The organism is Bradyrhizobium sp. GCM10028915 (genome assembly GCF_042666195.1).
Classification (GTDB): domain Bacteria; phylum Pseudomonadota; class Alphaproteobacteria; order Rhizobiales; family Xanthobacteraceae; genus Bradyrhizobium; species Bradyrhizobium canariense_D.
In genome coordinates, this window is sequence record NZ_JBHTFN010000005.1 from 52,929 (window position 1) to 74,939 (window position 22,011).

The window sequence follows — 22,011 nt, forward strand, 5'->3', positions numbered from 1 at the left end:
CTTCAATGGCATTGCGTTCAATGGGCTGGCTGGATTTGTCATGAGATCGATGCTTGCGGCAACACTGATGTTTGCGGCTGCGACAGGCGCGAACGCCCAGATGACGACCCCGCAGATTCCCGGCACCAAGCCGAAGCCGGTCCAGACCGTTCCGATCCGGCCTCCTGCATTGCAGACGGCGGCTGCGACGGCCGATGCCATGGCGCAGGCGGAGCGGCTGTCGCTGCAGTCCGACCTTGCCTGGGTCGGCCAATATAACGGCGCCATCACCGGCGACGTCAGCGCGCGCCTGGTCGAGGCCATCAAGGAGTATCAGAAGGCCAAGGGCGGTAAGCCGACCGGCGTGCTCAATCCGCAGGAACGCGCAGCGCTCGCCGAGACCGCGCGCCGCAAACAGGACAGCGTCGGCTGGAAGATCGTGACGGAAATGACCAGCGGCGCGCGGCTCGGCATTCCCTCAAAGCTGGTGCCGCAGCAGGCGACCGACGCCAACGGCTCGAAATGGACCTCGCCCACTGGCACGGTGGAGGTTCTGCTCAGCCGCCGCAAGGAGGCGAACCCGACTACAGCCAAGCTTGCCGAAGCGGAGAAGAAAGGGCCGGGTCGCAAGGTCGACTACACCGTGGTAAAGCCCGACTTCTTCGTGCTGTCGGGTCTGCAGGGCCTGAAGAAATTCTATTTGCGCGGCACCTCCAGGGGTGACGAGGTCCGCATCATGACGATCCTCTACGATCAGGCGACCGAGAACACGGTCGAGCCGGTCGTGATCGCGATGTCGAGCGCCTTCAACGCGTTTCCGTCGGGGCCACAGGCGGGGCCGCCGCCACGCAAGACCGTCGAATATGGCACCGGCATTGTCGTCAGCGACGATGGCGCGATCCTCACGGACCGCCTCGTCACTGATAGCTGCCTCGCGATCACGATCGCCGGCTATGGCAGCGCCGACCGTCTCGCCGAGGACCGGGAACACGACCTCGCGCTGCTGCATATTTACGGCGCCCGCGGCCTGAAGCCCCTCAACCTCGCGGCCGGCGCAGCGAAGACTGCTGTCGATGTCATTGGTATCGCGGATCCGCAGAGCCAGGGCGGAGCCGCGGGTGTGTCGAGCCTCAAGGCTACGCTGGCATCCGTCGGTGGTGGCGATTCCCCACTCTCACCGCCACCGTCTGTCGGCTTCTCCGGCAGCCCCGCCATCGACGGCGACGGCAAGTTCGCCGGCATCGCACTGTTGAAGCCGGCGATGGTTGCGGGCCCCGCGACGTCGGTGCCGGGGTCGCAGGCGGTGATGGTCTCCGCGGAGACGGTGCGCGATTTCCTGAAGGCGAACGGTGTCGCGGCGAACGGAACGTCCACAGATGCGAAAGCCGCTGTCGTGCGCGTGATCTGCGTGCGCAAGTAGCTCTCGTGTCCCGGGCGCGGTGCGGCATGAAATGCGCGCCGCTGAAGAAGCGCTGCGCTGCGTCCGGGGCATGAGACCTAGCTCAGCCTGAACCTGATCCCGGCCTTCGCAAGACCACCCGAGATCCCGACCGGCGTGCCGTCCGCACGCCAGCAAGCGGCGCCACTCATGGTGCCGTCGTCGTGGAAGGCGATACCATTCATGCCGCCGGCGACTGCCGCGACAGGCTGCAACTTGTGGCCGAGCCCCGCGAGCTTCGCGCGCACGCTCTCCGGCACCTTCTGCTCGACCTCAAGCGCATTGCCGTCGGTCCAGACCCGCGGCGCCTCGACTGCTTCCTGCAAGCTCATACCGTGGTCGATCAGATTGAGCAGCGCCTGCATCGCGCTCGGGAAGATTCGTTTTCCGCCGGGCAAGCCGAGCGCATAGCGCAACTTTCCATCACGGAGTGCCATCATCGGCGACATCGAGGTCGTCACCCGCTTGCCCGACGCCAGCGACAGGGCGTGGCCTGGACGCGGATCGAACAGGTTCATGTAGTTGTTGGCGATGGCGCCCAGGCCCGGGATCATGATCTTGGCGCCGAACAGATTGTTGATGGTCTGCGTGGTCGCAACCACGTTGCCGAACGCATCCGCCGCCGTCATGTGCGTGGTGTGAGCGCCTTCAAGCTGCGACACGCCGGCGCCCCAGCTCTGCGCCCGTGCCGGATCGATCGCAGCGCGGCGCTCCTCGGCATAGGCCTTCGAGGTCAGCCGCTCCACGGGGACGCCGACATAATCAGGATCACCGCTTGCCGCAGCGCGATCGGCGAATGCGATCTTCAGGACTTCGGCGAGATAGTGGATGGTCTCGGGCGTGCCGAAGCCGAGGCCTTCGATGTCGTAGCCCTCCAGAATGTTCAGCATCTGCGCGATGTGCACGCCGGAAGCCGCAGGCGGCGGCGGGCCAAAGATAGTCCAGCCGCGGTAATCGGCGCGGATCGGCTGCCGTTCAACAGTCTTGTAGCTGGTGAGATCGTTGCGCCGGATAAAGCCGCCGGCCTTTTCCATATAGTCGACCAGGATATCGCCAAGCGGCCCCTCATAGAGCGCCTTTTCGCCGTGGTCGGCGATATGCCGCAACGTCTCGGCATATTCGGGCTGTACCACGCGCTCGCCGACCTTGAGCGGCTCGCCGTCTGGCAGATAGATCGCCGCGATCGGCTTGTCCTTGCGCATCTCGGTGGCGCTCTCGGTGATGCATTCGTGCAGATAGGGTGTCGTTGCATAGCCGCGCGCGGCGTGCTTGATCGCGGGCTGCATGACGTCGGCAAGGCTCATGATGCCGAAGCGGCGCAGCGTCTCGCACCAGGCTTTCAGCGAGCCCGGCGTAGCGACCGCCTTTGGTCCGTTGAGATTTTCATTGCCGACGGTGTCGAACACATCATGCGCGGAACCCGGCGTGGGGGTGTAGCTGGTGTCAAGCACCGCCGCAGGCACGGTGCTCTGCCCGTCGATGAAACGGTGGCTGCCGTCGGCGAGCCGGATGTGCGCCATGCCACCGCCGATGATGCCCACCATCATCGGCTCGACCACGGTCAGCGTGAACAGGGTCGCTATCGCGGCGTCGATGGCGTTGCCGCCGGCGGCCAGCATCTCCGCGCCGGCGCTGGAGGCCAGTGGATGGTTGCTGACCACCATGCCGCGGCTCGATACCGCGGGCATCTTCTGGCATTCGAAATTCGCCGTCGTCCGGTCGCGCCAGTTTCCGCCCATGCCGCTTGTCCTTATTATTCACGGCTGCAAGCACAGCACACGTACGAGTACGGGTCCAGTAATGGTACGGATTCGTTGGCATTCCCGATTCCGCCATCATCGTGACTGCTGATTCGGACCTCCGCGATCCCCTTTGGATCGGGCCGGCACGTCCTGAGCGAGAAGAGCTCAGCATCGAGATCGATGCACGTTCGCGTGGCGTTTCCCGAGACCCAAGCACTCCAAAGGATTGATCTTCAATGCACACGATCGCACTGGCCACCCAAAAGGGTGGCAGCGGCAAGAGCACGCTCGCCATCGGCCTCGCGCTGGCAGCCAAGCAGGCTGGCTTCACCGTTCGCCTGATCGAAACCGACCCGCAGGGCACACTGTCCAACTGGCAGCGCCGCCGCACCACCGATGATCTCGTCGTCGAGCCGATCTATCACGCCGCCGACATCGAACCGCGCCTGAAGATGCTGGCCGACAGCGGCCTCCAGCTCGCGATCGTCGATACCGCCGCCGGCCTCAGCGCAGCGACCACCGCCGCGATCCGCCATTCTGACCTCTGCCTGATCCCGGCCCGTCCGAGCGTCGCCGACATCGAAGCGACCGTTTCGACGCTGAGCGTCGCGCGCGCCTGGAAGCGGCCTTACAGCTTCGTGCTGAACCAAACCCCGATCCGCGGCCAGCGCATCGACAACGCCGCCAACACGCTCGCCGAGGAAGCAGCGCTTGATCTCGCCGAGGTGCTCGCGCGTCCCCTGATCGTGATGCGCAACGATCACCAGGACTCGCTCGCCAGCGGCCTAGCGGTGAGCGAATTCGCGCCGAACGGCAAGTCGACCGAGGAGATCCGCGGCCTCTGGCATTGGATTGAGACCCGGCTCGAGCTCGACGTCACCACCAATGTCTTGATCGACCAGGTCATCGCGGCCGCGGACGGAATGTTGCACGTCGCCGCCGAGCTGGCCGCCGATGAAACTACGATACTGGCGTCCTGAGCGGGGGTATCGCTCGGATGGCAGCCGGACCTTCACCATCCGGAAGGGCCTTAGCGACGAAGCAATCCGGCCACCAGCCCGGCCGGATTGCTTCGCTTCGCGTTTTTGGGAAACTCTATCTCCGCTGTCATTGCGAGGAGCTTTGCGACGAAGCAATCCAGACTGCTTCGTTGGAAAGATTCTGGATTGCTTCGCTGCGCTCGCAATGACGGTCGTGGTGGGCTCGTCACCGCCGCTGAACTTACGACCTCTCGGATACGAGCCTGATTTTCACTTCTGACATTTCGGACACCAGAAGGTCGACCGGCCGTTCTGCGTAAAACGCTTGACGATGCCGCCACATCGCGGCGTGGTGCATTTCTCGCCCTCGCGATCGTAGACCTTGAACGAGTGCTGGAAATAGCCGAGCTCGCCCGAGGTCTGGCGATGATCGCGCAAGCTGGAGCCGCCGGCTTTGATGGCGTCGTTCAGCACGGTGTGGATCGCGCCGACCAGTCGCTTTGCATGGTCGGTCGGCTCGCCCCCGGCAACGCCCTTGCGTTGTCCGGCCTTGGTCGACAACGTCGCGGCGATCCGGCGCGGCGACAGATGCGAGCGATGCAGGGCTTCGCAGACATAGATATTGCCGAGCCCGGCGACCACGCGCTGATCGAGCAGCGCGGCTTTCAGGCTCGTGGTCTTGCCGGCGCAGGATCGCGCCAGCATCGCGGCGTCAAATTCGTTGCCAAGCGGCTCGGGCCCGAGCCCGCGCAGCAGCGGCTCCTCGTCGAGCGCGCTGCGCGCGATCACTTTCATGTAACCGAAGCGGCGCGGATCGTTGAAGATGATGTCGGCGCCGGAGGACATCCGAAACAGCACGTGATCGTGCGCGGAGTCCTTGGCTCGCGGATAGTGAAACTCGCCCGGCGCCGCCTCGTTGTCCGGCTTGATGACGCGAAACGAACCCGACATGCCCAGATGCATCAACAGCACGTCGCCGGAGGCGAGATCGGCCATGAGATATTTTGCACGGCGGCCGAGCCCCGTGACGACCTGCCCCTTCAGTCGGGCCACGAAATCCGGCTGGAACGGAAAGCGCAAATCGGGCCTGCGGGCCTCTGCCACGAGGATTTTCGCACCCTCCATGACAGGCTGAAGGCCGCGGCGGACGGTCTCGACTTCGGGCAATTCGGGCATGGTCAGGCATTCACCTTATGAGGGCGGTGTGATAGCGCCATTGCGGCGGGCGCGCTATGGTCCGCCTCGTGGAGTAGAGTAATGGATCGGCCGGGCGAAACCACGCATTTTGGCTTCAGGGACGTCCCCCTGGGCGACAAGCAGACGCTGGTGAACGATGTGTTTCACAGCGTGGCGTCGCGCTATGATTTGATGAACGATTTGATGTCCGGTGGCCTGCATCGGGTCTGGAAGGACATCATGATCACCGCGCTCGACCCGCCGCGAGGCGACCGGCGGTTCGCGCTGCTCGACGTTGCCGGCGGCACCGGCGACATCTCGTTCCGCGCCGCCAAGGCCGCAGGCCCCGGCTTCCATGCCACCGTCTGCGACATCAATTCCGGGATGCTGGAGGTAGGCCGCGAGCGCGCCGCAAAGCGGCGTCTCGAGACCCAGGTCGATTTCGTCGAGGGCAATGCGGAAGCGCTCTCCTTCGCCGACCGCAGCTTCGACGCATATACGATCGCTTTCGGCATTCGCAACGTGCCTCGGATCGATCTCGCGCTGGCCGAGGCCTATCGCGTGCTCAAGCCAGGCAGCCGCTTCCTCTGTCTGGAATTCTCCACCGTCGAGATGCCCGGACTCGATCGTCTTTATGACCTGTTCTCGTTCAAGGTCATCCCGCCGCTCGGCCGCATGATCACGGGTGATGCCGAGTCCTACCAATATTTGGTCGAGTCGATCCGCAAGTTCCCAAGACCCAACGCCTTCGCCGATATGATCCGTAATGCCGGCTTCGCCCGCGTGAACTGGCAGATATTGTCCGGCGGCATCGTCGCACTGCATTCGGGCTGGCGTTTGTGATCTCTGCCATAACCCATAGTGCGCGCCTGATGCGCGCCGCGTTCGTATTCGCGCGCGAGGGCGTGTTCGGCGCCGTCGATCCCAGCCTGGTGCCGCCGCCCGGACAGCTCGCGCTGAAGCTTGCGCGCATCGTCGAACGGGGCGGCCCTAAGGACGGGCCCCGGCTGTCGCGCGCGCTGACCCGGATGGGCCCGGCCTATCTCAAGCTCGGGCAATTTCTGGCGACGCGCCCCGATGTGGTCGGCGTTGCCATGGCGCGTGATCTGGAAAGCCTGCAAGATCGCCTGCCGCCGTTTTCGCAAGTCGAAGCGGAAGCCGTGATCGCGACGTCGCTGGAGCGCCCGCTGACGGACGTATTCGCGAGCCTCAGTGCGCCGGTCGCAGCGGCCTCGATCGCACAGGTGCATCGCGGCGAAGTCTTGCGCGATGGCATCCGCAAGGCAGTCGCCGTGAAAGTGCTGCGCCCCAACGTGGCCGCACGCTTCCGCCGCGACCTCTCCGACTTCTTCTTCGTCGCATACAAGGCCGAGTCCTATTCGTCCGAAGCGCGGCGCCTGCGTCTCATCGAGGTCATCAACACCATGTCGCGCTCGGTCGCGATGGAGATGGACCTGCGCCTCGAGGCCGCGGCGCTGTCGGAGATGGCGGAGAACACGCGCGACGATCCTGATTTCCGCGTACCGACCGTGGACTGGGACCGCACCACGCACAACGTGCTGACGATGGAGTGGATCGACGGCATCGCGTTGAACGATCACAAGCGCCTAGCCGAGTCGCAGGTCGACCTGCCCGATCTCGGCCGCAAGGTGATTCAGAGTTTCCTGCGCCACGCGCTGCGCGACGGCTTCTTCCACGCCGACATGCATCCGGGCAATCTGTTCCTGGATGACGCCGGTCGCCTCGTCGCGGTTGATTTCGGCATCATGGGCCGGCTCGGCATGAAGGAGCGGCGCTTCCTTGCCGAAATCCTGCTCGGCTTCATCACCCGCGACTATCGTCGTGTCGCGGAAGTGCATTTCGAGGCAGGCTACGTCCCGGCGCATCACTCGGTCGAGAACTTCGCGCAAGCGATCCGCGCCATCGGCGAGCCCATTCATAACCGCACGGCGGAAGAGATCTCGATGGCGCGGCTGCTGACGCTGCTGCTCGAGGTCACCGGCCTGTTCGACATGACCACGCGGCCCGAGCTGATCCTGCTCCAGAAAACCATGGTGGTGGTCGAGGGCGTGGCACGCGGCTTCGATCCCAAGCTCGACATCTGGAAGGTCGCCGACCCCGTGGTGCGGGAATGGATCGAGCGCAATCTCGGTCCGATCGGCCGGGTCCAGGGCGCGATCTCCGGCACCGGCGATCTCGCGCGCATCCTGATGCGCCTGCCTGATATCGCCGCGCGCTCGGTTGCGGTGCTCGAACAGCTGGAGACCATGACCCGGGAGGGCATCCGGCTGTCGCCGGAGAGCATCGCGGCGATGGGCCGCAGCGAAGGCCGCAAGAACCGTTGGCGCACCGTGGCGCTCTGGATCATCGCCGCGACCTTCATCGGCATCCTGATCGCCGTCCGGAATCTTTGATTGCAGTGCAATCATGCGAATGATAGCATCGCCATCATTTGTGCTGGAGGGCCTCATGGCGAGCCTGACCATTCGCAAGCTCGATGAAGGCATCAAAACTTACCTTAGGCTGCGCTCGGCCAAGAACCGCAGGTCGGTCGAGGAAGAGGTCCGGGTCATCCTCGGCGAGCTGATCGAGGGCCGCGAGGAGCCCCTGACGCCGTTCACGGCGCCGCCCGCGGCTTCCGCCACCCCGATGCCCCAACGCACCGGCGCCATTCCAGAAGCCAGCGTCACCCTGATCATCGGCGGCGGGATCGCAGCCTACAAATCGCTCGACCTGATCCGCAGGCTCAAGGAGCGGCGGATCGAGGTTCGTTGCGTGCTGACCAAGGCGGCGCAACAATTCGTCACGGCATTGGCCGTGAGCGCGCTCTCGCATGAGCGCGTCTACACCGACCTGTTCGATCCCCAGAGCGAGTTCGACGCCGGTCATATCCGGCTGGCGCGCGAGTGCGACCTGATCGTGGTGGCGCCTGCGACCGCGGATTTGATGGCCAAAATGGCCAACGGCCATGCCGACGATCTCGCCAGCGCCATCCTGCTTGCGACCAACCGCAAGGTCCTGCTCGCGCCGGCGATGAACCCGCTGATGTGGAACAACGCGGCGACGCGGCGCAATGTCGCGCAACTTCAACGCGACGGCGTGATGCTGATCGGGCCGAATTCCGGCGAGATGGCGGAAGCCGGTGAAGCCGGCATCGGTCGCATGTCCGAGGCGATCGAAATTGCGGCTGCCACCGAGCGACTGCTGCGGCCGCCGGTGCCGCGCCCCCTCGCCGGCAAGCGCGTGCTGATCACGGCTGGTCCGACCCACGAGCCGATCGATCCGGTGCGCTACATCGCCAACCGATCCTCCGGTAAGCAGGGCTTTGCGATCGCCGCCGCGGCACAGGCCGCGGGCGCCGAGGTAATCCTGGTCAGCGGCCCGGTCGATCTCAGCGATCCCCAGGGCGTGACAGTCAAGCATGTGGAATCGGCACGGCAGATGCTGGAGCAGGTGCGGGCCGCGCTCCCCGCTGACATCGCGATCTTCGCCGCCGCCGTCGCCGACTGGCGGGTCGCCAATGAAGGCGAGCAGAAGCTGAAGAAGACTTCGGCCGGCATGCCGCCGCTCCAGCTGGTCGAAAACCCCGACATCCTCGCGACGATCGCCAAGCTGACCGACCAGCGGCCGCCACTGGTGATCGGCTTTGCCGCCGAGACCGAGCACCTCATCGACAACGCCAAGTCGAAGCTTGCCCGCAAGGGCTGCGACTGGATTGTCGCCAACGACGTCTCCCCCGCAACCGGGGTGATGGGCGGAGACCGCAACACCGTGCACCTCATCAGCAAGAGCGGTGAGAAGAACGATGAGAAGGATGGCGAGATTGCAGTTGATTCCTGGCCGGCGATGACCAAGGAACAGGTCGCCATCGAACTGGTCGCGCATATCGCAAAGAGCGTGACCGGCAAATCCCGGGAGCCCGCATCTTGAGCACCAAAGTCACTGTCGAACTGCAACGCCTGCCCCATGCGGAGGGGCTGCCGCTGCCGGCCTACCAGACCAATGATGCCGCCGGTCTCGACCTGATGGCGGCGGTGGCCGAGAACGAGCCGCTGACGCTCGCGCCCGGTCAATACGCACTGGTGCCGACCGGCCTCGCGATGGCGCTGCCGCCCGGCTACGAGGCGCAGGTGCGGCCGCGCTCGGGGCTTGCGGCCAAGCACGGCATCACCGTGCTGAACTCACCGGGCACGATCGACGCGGACTATCGCGGCGAGATCAAGGTGATCCTGATCAATCACGGCCAGACCGCCTTCGTGGTCAAGCGCGGCGAGCGCATCGCGCAGATGGTGATTGCGCCAATGGTGCAGGCCGCGCTGGTTCCCGTGTCGACATTGTCCGCGACCGATCGCGGTGCCGGCGGATTCGGCTCAACCGGCCGCTAACACACGGCACATCCTGCCGAACCACCCGAGGAACTACGTGAATTGGAACACCGCCTCCGGCATTTTTTTGGGACCGCCGTTGCGTTCACGATCTGGACTCTTACCGGTGGAGTCACGGTGAGGGTATTGTCGTTTGATTCGCGCGCGACGGGGGTCGCCGCGCGCAAATTCGTGCGATCTTGGGGCAACTATGTCAGGCGTGATCGTGTCGATGCGTCGGACGCTGCTGTCGTGCACATCGCTGGTGCGCAACGGCTTGTTGGGAAGCGCTCTCGCGGCGCTGCTGCCGGCTGCGCCGGCTGAGGCCGCCGACCTCGTCGACACACTCTCAACGTTGCTGGATTTCAACCGGCAGGAGCTCGCGGTGCTGGCCACCGCGCTGGCCTTGCTCGGCTTCTCGGTGGTCGCCGCGATCCTCCTGATGCGCACGCGCGTGCGCACGGCGAAGAACGAGGCGCGGCTGCGCGCCCGGATCGGGGAACTCCAGCTCCAGGCCGACCGCTTCGGCGCATTGCTGTTCGCCGAGCCGCAGATCCTGATCTCCTGGCCGGCCGGCGACAATCGCGCGCAGATCTCCGGTGACATCTCCATGGTGCTGCCGCGCGACTCCTCTCCCCAGCGCGTGCTCGCGTTTGGAACCTGGTTGCCGCCGGAACCGGCGCTGCAGATGGATCACGCCGTCGATGCGCTGCGCGACCGCGGCGACGGGTTCCAGCTGACGCTCACCACCGCGCATGGCCACACGCTTGAGGCCATCGGCCGCGCGATCGGTGGCCAGGCGATTGTCAGGATTCGTGAACTCTCGGGGCTCCGCCGCGATCTGGCCGAGACCAATCTGCGTTACAAGGCACTTTCCGACGAGACGGAGATGTTGCGCGGCTTCGCGACCGCCGCCCCCTGGCCGATCTGGGCTAAGGGCGAGAACGGCGCGCTGGCTTATGCCAATCCCGCCTATGTCCGTGCGACCGAGGCGGCGAGCATCACCGACGCCCAGGAGCGCAAGCTCGAGCTGCTCGATAGCGCCGACCGGAGCGCGATGGAGCGGGGGCTGAAGGAAGCGGCCAATTTCACCTCGCGGCTGCCGATCGTGATCGGCGGCGAGCGGCGCATCTATGATGTGCGCGCCGTCAATGTCGGTGGCGGCAATGTCGGCGTTGCCATCGATGCCAGCGAGGCGGATGCCTTGAGCTCGGCGCTGGTGCGGATGGCGGAGGCGCATCGCCGTACGCTGGACCAGCTCTCCTCGGGCGTCGCCGTGTTCGACGGCCAGCGCCGGCTTGCCTTCTACAATGATTCCTACCGCCAGCTGTGGGACCTCGACCGCACCTTTCTCGACGCCAACCCCGATGATTCCAGCGTGCTCGACAAGCTTCGCGCCGCGCGCAAATTGCCGGAGCAGCCGGACTTCCGCGCCTGGAAGGCCAAGCTGCACGAGGCTTATCGGGCGGTCGAGGCCGCCAAGGACACCTGGTACCTGCCCGATGGGCGCGCGCTCTCCGTCGTCACCACGCCGAATCCCGAGGGCGGCGTCACCTATCTGTTCGACGACGTCACCGAGAGCCTGGAGCTCGCCCGCCGCTTCGACGGCATGATCCGGGTCCAGCGTGAGACGCTAGATAGCCTCGCCGAGGGCGTTGCGGTGTTCGGCAGCAATGGCAGGGCGCAGCTGTTCAACCCGGCGTTCGTCCGGATGTGGAAGCTGTCCGCTGACGCCATGCGCGACGAGCCGCACATCCAGACGGTCGAGGGCTGGTGCCATCAGCTGTTCGACGACGCGATCGTTTGGCGGCAGATCCGCGAGGCCGTCACCTCGATCGAGAGCCGCGCCGACATTCCGCTGAAGCTTGAGCGCAAGGACGGCAGCGTGCTCGACGGCATGATCCGGCCGCTGCACGACGGCGCCACGATGCTGACGTTCCAGGACATCACCGACACCGAGAACGTCGAGCGCGCTCTGCGCGAGCGCAACGAGGCGCTGGAGGCGGCCGACCAGATGAAGGTGGATTTCGTCCACCACGTCTCCTACGAGCTGCGCTCGCCGCTCACCACCATCATCGGCTTTGCGCATTTCCTCAGCGATCCCTCGACCGGGCCGCTGACCCCGAAACAGGCCGAATATCTCGACTACGTCACCAAATCGACCAATGCGCTGCTGGCGCTGACCAACAACATCCTGGATCTCGCCACCATCGACGCCGGTGCCATGAAGCTGGAACTCGGTCCGGTCGACGTCAGCAAGACCATCGAGCTCGCCGCCGAGGGTCTCCAGGACCGGCTCGCCACCGACCGCATCCGCCTCAAGGTCGAGATCGCGCCCGATGTCGGCAGCTTCACCGGCGACGAGAAGCGCGTGGTGCAGGTGCTCTATAACCTCCTCGCCAACGCCGTCGGGTTTTCTCCACCGGATTCCACCGTCGGCATCAGCGCCCGCCGCACCGAACGCAGTGTGGTCTTCACTGTGACAGATTCCGGGCCTGGAATACCTGCCGACATGAAGGACAAGGTGTTCAACTGGTTCGAAAGCCGCTCGCAGGGCTCGCGTCATCGCGGCGCCGGGCTCGGCCTGTCGCTGGTGCGCTCCTTCGTCGAGCTGCATGGCGGCAATATCCGGGTGGATTCGATCGTGGGCAGGGGCACGGTGGTGATCTGTGACTTCCCGACCGACCAGGCGGCGCATCGCGACGCCGCCGAATGACTGCGCCAACCACATTCGCCGTCGCGCTCCACAACGAGACAGCCACTGCGCAACTGATGGCCGACCTCGCGCTGCTGGTCGGCCCCGGCGATGTCATCACGCTCACCGGCGATCTCGGGGCCGGCAAGACCGCGGCGGCGCGGGCCATGATCCGCTACCTCGCCGGTGACGATGCACTGGAAGTGCCGAGCCCGACCTTCACGCTGGTGCAGGGCTACGAGCTGCCACCGTTCCCGGTGATGCATGCCGACCTCTACCGCGTCGAGGACGAGAGCGAGCTCGAAGAGATCGGGCTGTCGCCGCTGCCGGAAGCAACCCTCGTCCTGATCGAATGGCCGGAGCGCGCGCCGTCGGCGATGCCTCAAGACCGCATCGACATCGCGCTGACGCACCGGCCGGCGCTGGGCTCGAATGCACGCGCCGCCGACATCACCGGCCATGGCAAGGCTGCCGCCATCGTCGCGCGGCTGCAGGCGCTGCGCGAATTCCTCGATGCATCCGGCTACATGGAGGCAACGCGCAAACGCATGGCGGGCGACGCCTCGACGCGCTCCTATGCGCGGCTGCAGCGCGACGACGAGATCGTCATCCTCATGAATTCGCCGCAGCGCCCCGATGGTGCTGCGATGTACAACGGAAAATCCTACAGCGCCGCGGTGCATCTCGCCGAAAACATCAAACCCTTCGTCGCCATCGACGAGGGCCTGCGCGCGCAGGGAATCTCGGCGCCCGCGATCCATCATTCCGACCTCGACCACGGGTTCCTGATCAGCGAAGACTTCGGCACCGAAGGCGTGATCGAGGGCGATCCGCCGCGCCCGATCGCCGAACGCTACGAAGCCGCGGCCGATCTGCTGGCCGTGCTGCACGGCAAGACGCTGCCGCAAACGCTGCCGCTCGGGCGGCAGACCTACGCCATTCCCGTCTTCGATATCGAGGCGCTGCTGATCGAAATCGGCTTGATGCCGGAATGGTACCTGCCTGATCGCAACGCGCCGCTGGACGACGCGAAGCGCGCCGAATTTTTCGCCATGTGGCGCGAGTTGCTGCAGAAGGCGCAGGCCGCGCCGAAGACCTGGATCATCCGCGATTATCACTCGCCGAATCTGATCTGGCTCAGCAATCGCACCGGCGTCGAACGCGTCGGCGTGATCGATTTCCAGGACACCGTGCTGGGGCCGCAATCCTACGACGTGGTGTCGCTGCTCCAGGACGCCCGCATCGACGTGCCCGAGGCGATCGAGCTGACGCTGCTGTCGCGCTACATCAAGGCGCGCCGCGCCAGCGAGGCGAGCTTCGATGCGGCCGGCTTCGCCGAGCTCTACGCCATCATGTCGGCGCAGCGGAACACGCGTCTGCTCGGCACCTTTGCCCGCCTCAACCGCCGCGACGGCAAGCCGCATTATCTGCGTCACCAGCCGCGGATCTGGACCTATCTCCAGCGCTCCCTGGCGCATCCCGCGCTCGCCCATCTGCGCGACTGGTATCTCGCCAACGTCCCGCCGCCCCAAAGGCAGGCCCAAGGCCCGGCCCAAGGCTGAGGCCCAAGGCGGAAAAGGCTAGTAGGGGCTGAAAAGGCTGATTCAGGGCTCGATTTACCGGCTGTTAGCCAAGACGCCGGTAATCTGGCGGCGGAGCAGCCGGATGATTACGGGGCTGGAGCAGGGCAGATGGCGGTGAAGACGGACCAGCGCGGCAACAGCCGGGTTGTTTTCGAGCGCGGGATCGCGGCCCAGATGATGGGTATCGACGGCACCTGGCGGCGCGATTGCACCATGGAGGACGTCTCCGACAGCGGCGCCAAATTGACCATCGACGGCTCAGTCGAAGGCCTGCATCTGAAGGAGTTTTTTCTGCTGCTGTCGTCCACCGGACTTGCGTACCGACGCTGCGAGCTCGCCTGGGTGAATGGTGACCAGATCGGCGTCAACTTTCTCAAGCTCGGTGACAAGAAGAAAAAGGCGCGGTCAACGTCCATCGGGGCGTAACGGCAACACCTGTCGTACAAGCGTCACGGCAGGTGGTTAAGGCGGTTAAGACGCGGTGCGGTCGGTCGAACCTCATGTTAGGATTGCTGCGAACGCGAGATCAGTAGGTCTGAGAAAGCGAAGGATGCCCGTCAAACCGACCAAAGCCATGGTGCTCGCCGCAGGGTTCGGCCTGCGCATGCGTCCGTTGACGGACAAGATGCCGAAACCGATGGTTCCGGTGGCCGGCCAGCCGCTGCTCGACCATGTGCTCGACAAGCTCGGTCGGGCCGGCGTGAGCGAGGCGGTGGTCAACGTGCATTACCTGCCGGACCAGATCATCGATCACACCGCATCCCGCCAGCATCCGCGCGTGACCATCTCGGACGAGCGCGACCAGGTGCTCGGCACCGGCGGCGGCGTGGTCAAGGCACTGCCGCTGCTCGGGGACGCACCGTTCTTTCACGTCAATTCCGACACGCTGTGGATCGACGGCGTACGCTCCAACCTGACGCGGCTCGCCGAAAACTTTGATCCCGCGCGGATGGACATTTTGCTGCTGATGGCGCCGACGGCGACCAGCATCGGCTATAGCGGCCGCGGCGATTACGGCATGCTGGCCGACGGTGCCCTGCGCAAGCGCAAGGAAAAAGAGGTCGTTCCGTTCGTCTATGCCGGCGCTGCGATTTTGTCGCCGTCGATCTTCGCCGATGCCCCCGCGGGCGAGTTCTCGCTGACCAAGATGTTCGATCGTGCCAACGAGCAGGAGCGGCTGTTCGGCCTTCGCCTCGACGGCGTCTGGATGCATGTCGGCACGCCTGATGCCGTGCACGCGGCGGAAGAGGCGTTTCTGGAGAGCGTGGCGTAGGGCTGCGCCATTGTCCCCTACGGCACCTGTTCTGGTCCGGCAAACAGCGGGGACTATCCCACCTCCGCCCATGACCATTTGACTCCGCCTCCCTATATTGGCGCCTGATTCCCGAATCAGGCAGCTCATGCGCGTTTTCAGCGTTCCCATCTCAGTTCCGTTCCTGCGCACCGTCGTCTCAGGCTTGCTCGACGGCCGGCTGGTCGAGGGCTTTGAGGCACGCAAGGAGCCGGCACGGCTGGCGGATGCCACGCTGTACCTGCCGACACGGCGCGCCATGCGCGTCGTCCGCGAGATCTTCCTCGACGAGATGAAGGCGGAGGCTGTCGTGCTGCCGCGGATCGTCGCGCTCGGCGACATCGACGAGGATGAGCTCGCTTTCGCCGATGAGGGCGAACAGTTTTCCGGCGCAACGCCGCTCGACATTCCGCCGCGGCTCGGCGAGCTCGAACGGCGGCTGACACTGGCGCAACTCGTCGCGGCCTGGGCCAAGGGCCCGGTGCTGTCTCCGCTGGTCGTCGGCGGCCCCGCCTCGACGCTGGCGCTCGCGTCCGATCTCGCGCGCCTGATCGACGACATGATCACGCGCGGCGTCGACTGGAGCGCGCTCGATGGCCTCGTGCCGGATATGCTCGACCGCTACTGGCAGCACTCGCTCGAATTTCTGCGCATCGCCCGCATCGCCTGGCCCGGTCATCTCGCCGAGATCAAACGCATCGAGCCCGCTGCCCGCCGCGACCTCCTGATCGATGCCGAAGCCAAGCGGCTGACCGCGCATCCCCATGGTCCCGTGATCGCGGCCGGCTCGACCGGCTCGATGCCGGCCACGGCAAGATTTCTCCACGCAGTCGCTTCGCTGCCGCATGGCGCCGTGGTGCTGCCCGGCCTCGACACTGATCTCGATGACGATGCCTGGCGCAGCATCGGCGGCGTCCGCGACTCGCTCGGCAAGTTCGCGGAGCATCCGGTCTCGAACCATCCGCAATATGCCATGCACGCGCTGCTGGATCGCTTTGGCATCAAGCGCAGCGACGTCGATATTCTCAAGCCTCCGGCAGAAGGCGGTCGCGATCTGCTCGCCTCCGAATCGATGCGGCCATCGGCCAAGACCGAGATCTGGCACGATCGGTTGAAGCAGCCGGATGTGGCCTTAAAGATCACCGGCGGTATGAAGAACCTCGCGGTTGTCGAAGCTCCCAACCCTGAAATGGAAGCGCTCGCCATCGCCATTGCGATGCGCGAGGCGCGGCACCTCGACAAATCCGCCGCACTTGTCACGCCCGATCGCCCCCTGGCGCGGCGGGTGATGGCCGCGCTGACCCGGTGGGATCTCGCATTCGACGATTCCGGCGGCGACGTCCTGATGGAAACCTCCGCCGGCGTCTTTGCCCGACTGACAGCTGAGGCTGCGACCAAGGGACTGGAGCCGCCGACGCTGCTCGCAATGTTGAAGCATCCGCTATGCCGGCTCGGCCGGGCCCCTGGCGCATGGAAGGCTGCGATCGAAGGCCTGGAGCTCGCCTTGTTGCGCGGCACGCGCCCGCCTGCAGGCACCGCCGGCCTCTTGCGCGAATTCAATCGCTTTCGCGAGGAGCTGGCCAAGCTGTGGCGCAGCGAAGTCTCCGCGCTGCATAAGGCCGAGCCGCGCGCACGTCTCAAGGCGGAAGACCTCGATCGCATCCAGGCGCTGATCGATGCCTTACGACAAGCCTTGGCGCCGATCGAGAGTCTTGCGTCATCAAAACCGTATGACTTCGCCGAACTCGCGCATCGGCATCGCGAGATCATGATCGAGCTGTCGCGCGACGAGCAGGGCATTTCCGTGGCCTTCGAGGACCGCGAGGGCCTCGCGCTCGCGAGCGCCTTCGACGATCTCCTGCGCGGCGGCACGACCAGCGGACTGATGGTCACGCTGCCCGACTACGCAGACGTGTTCCAGACCGCGTTCAGCGATCGCGCGGTGCGGCGGCGGGACAGGCCAGGCGCGCGGCTCCAGATCTACGGACCGCTGGAATCACGCCTGATGCAGGCCGACCGCATCATCGTCGGCGGGCTGATCGAGGGGGTCTGGCCACCGGCGCCGCGCATCGATCCGTGGCTGAGCCGGCCGATGCGGCACCAGCTGGGCCTCGATCTGCCGGAACGCCGTATCGGCCTCTCCGCGCATGATTTTGCGCAACTGCTGGGCGGCGACGAGGTCATCCTCACCCACTCCGCCAAGGCTGGCGGTGCCCCGGCGGTTGCCTCGCGCTTCCTGCACCGGTTGGAGGCGGTCGCGGGCGATGCGCACTGGAAGGCCGCGATTCGCGCGGGCGAGAAATACGTGCAGTTCGCAGCCGCGCTGGACCAGCCCGACGAGGTGAGGCCGATCAAGCAGCCCGAGCCGCGACCGCCACGCGCGACCCGGCCGCTCAGGATGTCTGTGACTGGGATCGAGGACTGGCTGCGCGATCCCTATACGATCTACGCAAAACACATTTTGCGGCTCGACGCGCTCGATCCCGTCGACATGCCGCTGTCGGCCGCCGACCGCGGCTCGGCGATCCACGATGCGCTCGGAGAGTTCACGGAACGCTACGCCACCGATCTGCCCGACGATCCGGCGCGCGTGCTGCGCGCGATCGGCGAAAAATACTTTGAGCCGCTGATGGAGCGACCCGAGGCGCGGGCGCTGTGGTGGCCGCGCTTCCAGCGCATCGCACGCTGGTTCGGCGAATGGGAGACGGCGCGGCGCGACGCGATCGAGGCGATCGCCGCGGAAACTCGCGGCGAGATCTCGATCCCGCTCGACCATGGGCGCAGCTTCCGTCTCTCCGCGCGCGCCGACCGCATCGAACGGCGCCGGGGCGGCGGCTACGCCATCCTCGACTACAAGACCGGCCAGCCACCGACCGGCAAGCAGGTCCGCATGGGCCTGTCGCCGCAGCTCACGCTGGAAGCCGCGATCCTGCGCGAGGGTGGTTTTCCCGACATCGATGCCGGCGCGTCCGTGAGCCAGCTCGTCTATGTTCGCCTGAGCGGCAACAATCCGCCGGGCGAAGAACGCATTCTCGAACTCAAGTTCAAGCAGGGCGACGAGCCGCAGCCGCCGGACACCGCGGCTGCCGAGGCCAGGGCCAAGCTCGAGGCGCTGATCCGCGCCTTCGAGGACGAGAACCAGCCCTATACCTCGTTGAACCTGCCGATGTGGACCAATCGCTACGGCGCCTATGACGATCTCGCCCGGATCAAGGAATGGTCCGCGGCCGGTGGATTGGGGATCGAGGAATGGTGAAGGCACCGCGCCCCATCCCGGATGAGGTGCGCGCCAGGCAAGCGCGCGCATCGGACCCGTCCGCGTCGGCCTTCGTGTCGGCCAATGCCGGCTCGGGCAAGACGCATGTGCTGGTGCAGCGCGTGATCCGCCTGCTGCTCGCGGGCGTGCCGCCGGAAAAGATCCTCTGCATTACCTTCACCAAGGCGGCTGCCGCCAACATGGCCGAGCGCGTGTTCACCACGCTCGGGCATTGGGTGACGCTCGACGACACGGCACTCGATGCGGCGATCCGCGCGGTCGGCATCCCGCATCCCACTGCAAAATTGCGGCGCGACGCACGAAAGCTGTTCGCCTGTGCGCTGGAGACGCCGGGCGGGCTCAAGGTGCAGACCATCCACGCGCTGTGCACGCGTTTGCTCCAGCAGTTTCCGTTCGAGGCCAATGTCCCCGCGCGCTTCGCCGTGATCGACGAGCGCGACCAGACCGACATGATGGAACGCGCCAATCTGAAGGTGCTGCTGGAGGCCGCGCGCGACCCAGACAGCGTGACCGGCCGCGCGCTGCTGACCGCGATGGCGAGCGCCGCCGATGTCACCTTCAAGGAGGTGGTGCGCGAGGCTTGCCTGAGCCGCGATCACTTCATGGCCTGGACCGATGAAGCCGGCAGCGCGGAGCTGGCTGCCGTGCAGATGGCAGCGGCGCTGGGGGTGGACGCGAACGATCGCATCGAGGACGTCGAGACGGAGATTGTCGACGGTCCGTTCCTGCCGCGATCGCGCTGGAACGAGATCGCCTTTGCGCTGGAGGACGGCAGCAAGTCCGACAACGACCAGGCCTGCCGGCTTCGCGAGGCAAAGGTCTTTTCCGGCGCCGCGCAGGTCGATGCCTATCTCAGCGTTTTCCTCACCGACGAAAAGCTGCCGCGCAAGGCGGTGCTGACCAAGAAGTTTTGCGATCACAACCCGTCCGTCGCCCGCCTGTTCGAGAACGAGGCGCAGCGCGTCGCCGGATTGGTCGAGACGCGCCGTGCGGTGACCATGCGCGACCGCACCGCGGCCCTGCTGCATATCGCGACCGCGGCTGCCGCAAACTACCGCCGCGAGAAGCAGGAGCGCGGGCTGCTTGACTATGACGACCTCATCGACAAGACGCTGGCGATGCTCGATCGCGTTTCCTCGGGCTGGGTGCATTACAAGCTCGACCGCGGCGTCGATCACGTGCTGATCGACGAAGCCCAGGACACAAGTCCGCGGCAGTGGGACATCGTCGCGCACATCATCTCGGAGTTCACCGCCGGCGAAGGTGCGCGCGAGGGCCTGAACCGCACCGTCTTCGCTGTCGGCGACGAGAAGCAGTCGATCTTCTCGTTCCAGGGCGCCCAGCCCCGGGAATTCGATGCACGCCGGCGCGAACTGCACCGCAAGTTCACGGCGGCCGGACTGAAATTCGATCCGGTCGCCTTCACCTATTCGTTCCGCTCCGGCGCCGCGATCCTGCATTCGGTCGACCACGTCTTCCGCGAGCCCGCGATCTACAAGAGCATCCATTCGCTCGAGACCGGTCATCCCCTGCACAATGCACTCGGCGATGCCGGCCCCAGCGTGATCGAGCTGTGGGACCTTGCGGAAGCCGACGACAGGCAGGAAATCGAGGGCTGGCGCGCGCCGTTCGACGGCGTCGCCGCCACCAGCCCCGAGGTGAAGCTCGCGCGCCGGATCCAAACCGAGATCAAGCGGCTGGTCGAGAGCGGCACGCTGACCGGGCACGAAGGCGAGCGGCGTCCCTTGCGCTATGGCGACATGCTGATCCTGGTGCGCCGGCGCGGCAATGCGTTCGATGCCGTGATCCAGGCGCTGAAGCATGCCAACGTTCCGGTCGCGGGCGCCGATCGGCTCAAGCTCACCGAGCACATCGGAATCATCGACCTGATGAACCTTGCCGATGCGCTGCTGCTGCCGCAGGACGATCTCGCGCTCGCGGTCGCGCTGAAGAGCCCGCTGTTCGGGCTCGATGACGACGATCTGTTCCAGCTGGCCCATGACCGCAAGGGATCGCTGCGCCGCGCGCTTGGCGAGCATGCCACGACAAGCGAGACATTCGCTGCGGCGTTGCGAGGCCTCGAAGCCTGCGAAACGCGGGCGCGCGAGGAGACGCCGTTCGCCTTTTACGCCTGGTTGCTCGGGGGAGACGGCGGACGCGCGCGCATGCTGCGCCGGCTCGGTCATGAGGCCAATGACGCGCTCGATGAGTTCCTGGAGCTGGCGCTGAACTACGAGCGCAAGGCGCCCGCCTCGCTGCAGGGTTTCATGGCCTGGCTGCGCTCGGCCGATACCGAGGTGAAGCGCGACATGGAGATCTCCCGCGATGAGGTGCGGGTGATGACCGTGCACGGCGCCAAGGGCCTGGAGGCCTCGGTCGTGTTCATGGTCGACACTACATCGTCGCCAGCGGATTCGCAGCGGCTGCGGCTGATCCATGTCCCGCGCGGCAATGGCGGCGAGGTGGTGGTCTGGGCCGGACGCAAGGCGGATGATCCCAAACCCGTCGTCGAGGCGCGCAAGGCGATGCTCGAGGAGACCGAGGACGAATATCGCCGCCTGCTCTACGTCGCGATGACGCGCGCCGCCGACCGGCTCATCGTCGGCGGCTGCATGCCCGGCAACATGAAGACGGTTCGCAAGCTGAGCTGGTACGATCTGGTCGACACCGGGCTCGCCGGCTCGGGCCTGACGAAAGAGACGATCGAGACGCCGCTGGGAAAGGCGACGCGCTTCTCCCGACCGGAGGATGTCGTGGCGCTGGGCACGCCCGCGGCCTCGTTGGACCAGGCGACCGCGCTCCCGGACTGGCTGCGGACGCCGGCACCGCGCGACACCATCGACGACGATCCGGTGCGCCCCTCCGGCCAGCCGTCCGGGGACGGCCGCGCCGTGCAGTCGGGCGAATCAGTGCAGTCCCGCGCGCTCGCGCTGCAACGCGGCACGCTGGTGCACCGGCTATTGCAATCGCTCCCCGACATCGCCACTGAGCGCCGACGCGAGGCCGCGCTCGGCTTCATGGCGCGCAACGCGGCGGATTGGGCGGAGGCCGACCGGACCGCGCTGGCCGACAAGGTGCTCGGCTTGATCGCCGAGCCACGGTTTGCGCCCGTGTTTGCGGCCGGCAGCCGGGCGGAGGTCGCGATCGTCGGCCGGCTGGAACGGCCGGGCCACGCCCGGGCGCTGGTGTCGGGGCAGATCGACCGGTTGGTCGTTCGGCCGGATGAGGTCCTGATCGTCGATTTCAAGACCAATCAGGCGGCTCCCAGGAGCGCCGATGCGGCGCCCGCCGCCTATGTCCGGCAGCTTGCGCTCTATCGGGCGGTGCTATCGCGGCTTTATCCCCAAAAGCCTGTCCGCGCCGTCCTGCTTTGGACCGAGGCCCTTGAATATATGGAGATTTCGGCTCCCGCGCTGGACGCGGCGCTGGCATCTCTTCATCTCGGTGTGAGCGTCCTTGACCCGGCAAGGAGCCATTCATAGGTTG

The 22,011-nt window shown here is 65.9% G+C and carries 14 protein-coding genes; 12 read left to right on the forward strand and 2 right to left on the reverse strand.

The window, feature by feature from the left end; genetic code table 11:
- The first annotated feature begins 40 nt into the window (after positions 1–40).
- Positions 41–1,399, forward strand: coding sequence for a serine protease (locus ACFQX9_RS03825; RefSeq protein ID WP_377786673.1), 1,359 nt, complete (start codon positions 41–43; stop codon positions 1,397–1,399).
- Positions 1,400–1,476: 77 nt separating this feature from the next.
- On the opposite strand, the gene ggt is transcribed toward ACFQX9_RS03825, so the two are convergent.
- A complete protein-coding gene (gene ggt, locus ACFQX9_RS03830; RefSeq protein ID WP_377786675.1) occupies positions 1,477–3,156 on the reverse strand; it encodes a gamma-glutamyltransferase in 1,680 nt (559 codons plus the stop codon).
- A gap of 239 nt (positions 3,157–3,395) precedes the next feature.
- Between ggt and ACFQX9_RS03835 the strand changes: the two genes are divergently transcribed.
- The gene (locus tag ACFQX9_RS03835) at positions 3,396–4,139 is read left to right on the forward strand and encodes an AAA family ATPase (RefSeq protein ID WP_377786677.1); all 744 of its coding nucleotides are present in this window, start codon (positions 3,396–3,398) and stop codon (positions 4,137–4,139) included.
- A 270-nt stretch (positions 4,140–4,409) separates the two neighbouring features.
- Here ACFQX9_RS03835 and mutM read toward each other — a convergent pair whose 3' ends face one another.
- Positions 4,410–5,315, reverse strand: a complete 906-nt coding sequence (gene mutM, locus ACFQX9_RS03840; RefSeq protein ID WP_247475015.1) for a bifunctional DNA-formamidopyrimidine glycosylase/DNA-(apurinic or apyrimidinic site) lyase — start codon at positions 5,313–5,315, stop codon at positions 4,410–4,412.
- A gap of 81 nt (positions 5,316–5,396) precedes the next feature.
- Here mutM and ubiE point away from each other — a divergent pair, with 81 nt between their 5' ends.
- The 10 genes from ubiE to addA all read left to right on the forward strand — a co-directional run bounded on the left by ubiE (position 5,397) and on the right by addA (position 22,007).
- Entirely contained in the window at positions 5,397–6,158 is a 762-nt protein-coding gene (gene ubiE, locus ACFQX9_RS03845; RefSeq protein ID WP_247475014.1) for a bifunctional demethylmenaquinone methyltransferase/2-methoxy-6-polyprenyl-1,4-benzoquinol methylase UbiE, read from the forward strand.
- Positions 6,155–7,729 (forward strand): 2-polyprenylphenol 6-hydroxylase, encoded by a 1,575-nt coding sequence (ubiB, locus tag ACFQX9_RS03850; RefSeq protein ID WP_085362018.1) that lies wholly within the window; start codon positions 6,155–6,157, stop codon positions 7,727–7,729. Before ubiE ends, ubiB begins: the two co-directional genes overlap by 4 nt.
- 55 nt (positions 7,730–7,784) lie before the next feature.
- A complete protein-coding gene (gene coaBC, locus ACFQX9_RS03855) occupies positions 7,785–9,245 on the forward strand; it encodes a bifunctional phosphopantothenoylcysteine decarboxylase/phosphopantothenate--cysteine ligase CoaBC (protein ID WP_377786680.1) in 1,461 nt (486 codons plus the stop codon).
- On the forward strand, positions 9,242–9,700 hold the full coding sequence (gene dut / locus ACFQX9_RS03860) for a dUTP diphosphatase (RefSeq protein ID WP_377786682.1): 459 nt from the start codon (positions 9,242–9,244) through the stop codon (positions 9,698–9,700). The genes coaBC and dut overlap by 4 nt, the downstream gene beginning before the upstream one ends.
- 190 nt (positions 9,701–9,890) lie before the next feature.
- The gene (locus ACFQX9_RS03865) at positions 9,891–12,395 is read left to right on the forward strand and encodes an ATP-binding protein (protein WP_377786684.1); all 2,505 of its coding nucleotides are present in this window, start codon (positions 9,891–9,893) and stop codon (positions 12,393–12,395) included.
- Positions 12,392–13,936: a tRNA (adenosine(37)-N6)-threonylcarbamoyltransferase complex ATPase subunit type 1 TsaE gene (gene tsaE / locus ACFQX9_RS03870; protein ID WP_377786687.1), complete on the forward strand. Its 1,545-nt coding sequence runs from the start codon at positions 12,392–12,394 to the stop codon at positions 13,934–13,936. Before ACFQX9_RS03865 ends, tsaE begins: the two co-directional genes overlap by 4 nt.
- Before the next feature lie 129 nt (positions 13,937–14,065).
- Positions 14,066–14,383: a PilZ domain-containing protein gene (locus ACFQX9_RS03875; RefSeq protein WP_018455771.1), complete on the forward strand. Its 318-nt coding sequence runs from the start codon at positions 14,066–14,068 to the stop codon at positions 14,381–14,383.
- A 124-nt stretch (positions 14,384–14,507) separates the two neighbouring features.
- Positions 14,508–15,230, forward strand: a complete 723-nt coding sequence (locus ACFQX9_RS03880; RefSeq protein WP_018455770.1) for a nucleotidyltransferase family protein — start codon at positions 14,508–14,510, stop codon at positions 15,228–15,230.
- 127 nt (positions 15,231–15,357) lie between these two features.
- Entirely contained in the window at positions 15,358–18,504 is a 3,147-nt protein-coding gene (addB, locus tag ACFQX9_RS03885; protein WP_377786690.1) for a double-strand break repair protein AddB, read from the forward strand.
- Positions 18,498–22,007, forward strand: a complete 3,510-nt coding sequence (gene addA / locus ACFQX9_RS03890) for a double-strand break repair helicase AddA (RefSeq protein WP_018455768.1) — start codon at positions 18,498–18,500, stop codon at positions 22,005–22,007. Before addB ends, addA begins: the two co-directional genes overlap by 7 nt.
- Positions 22,008–22,011: the final 4 nt, after the last annotated feature.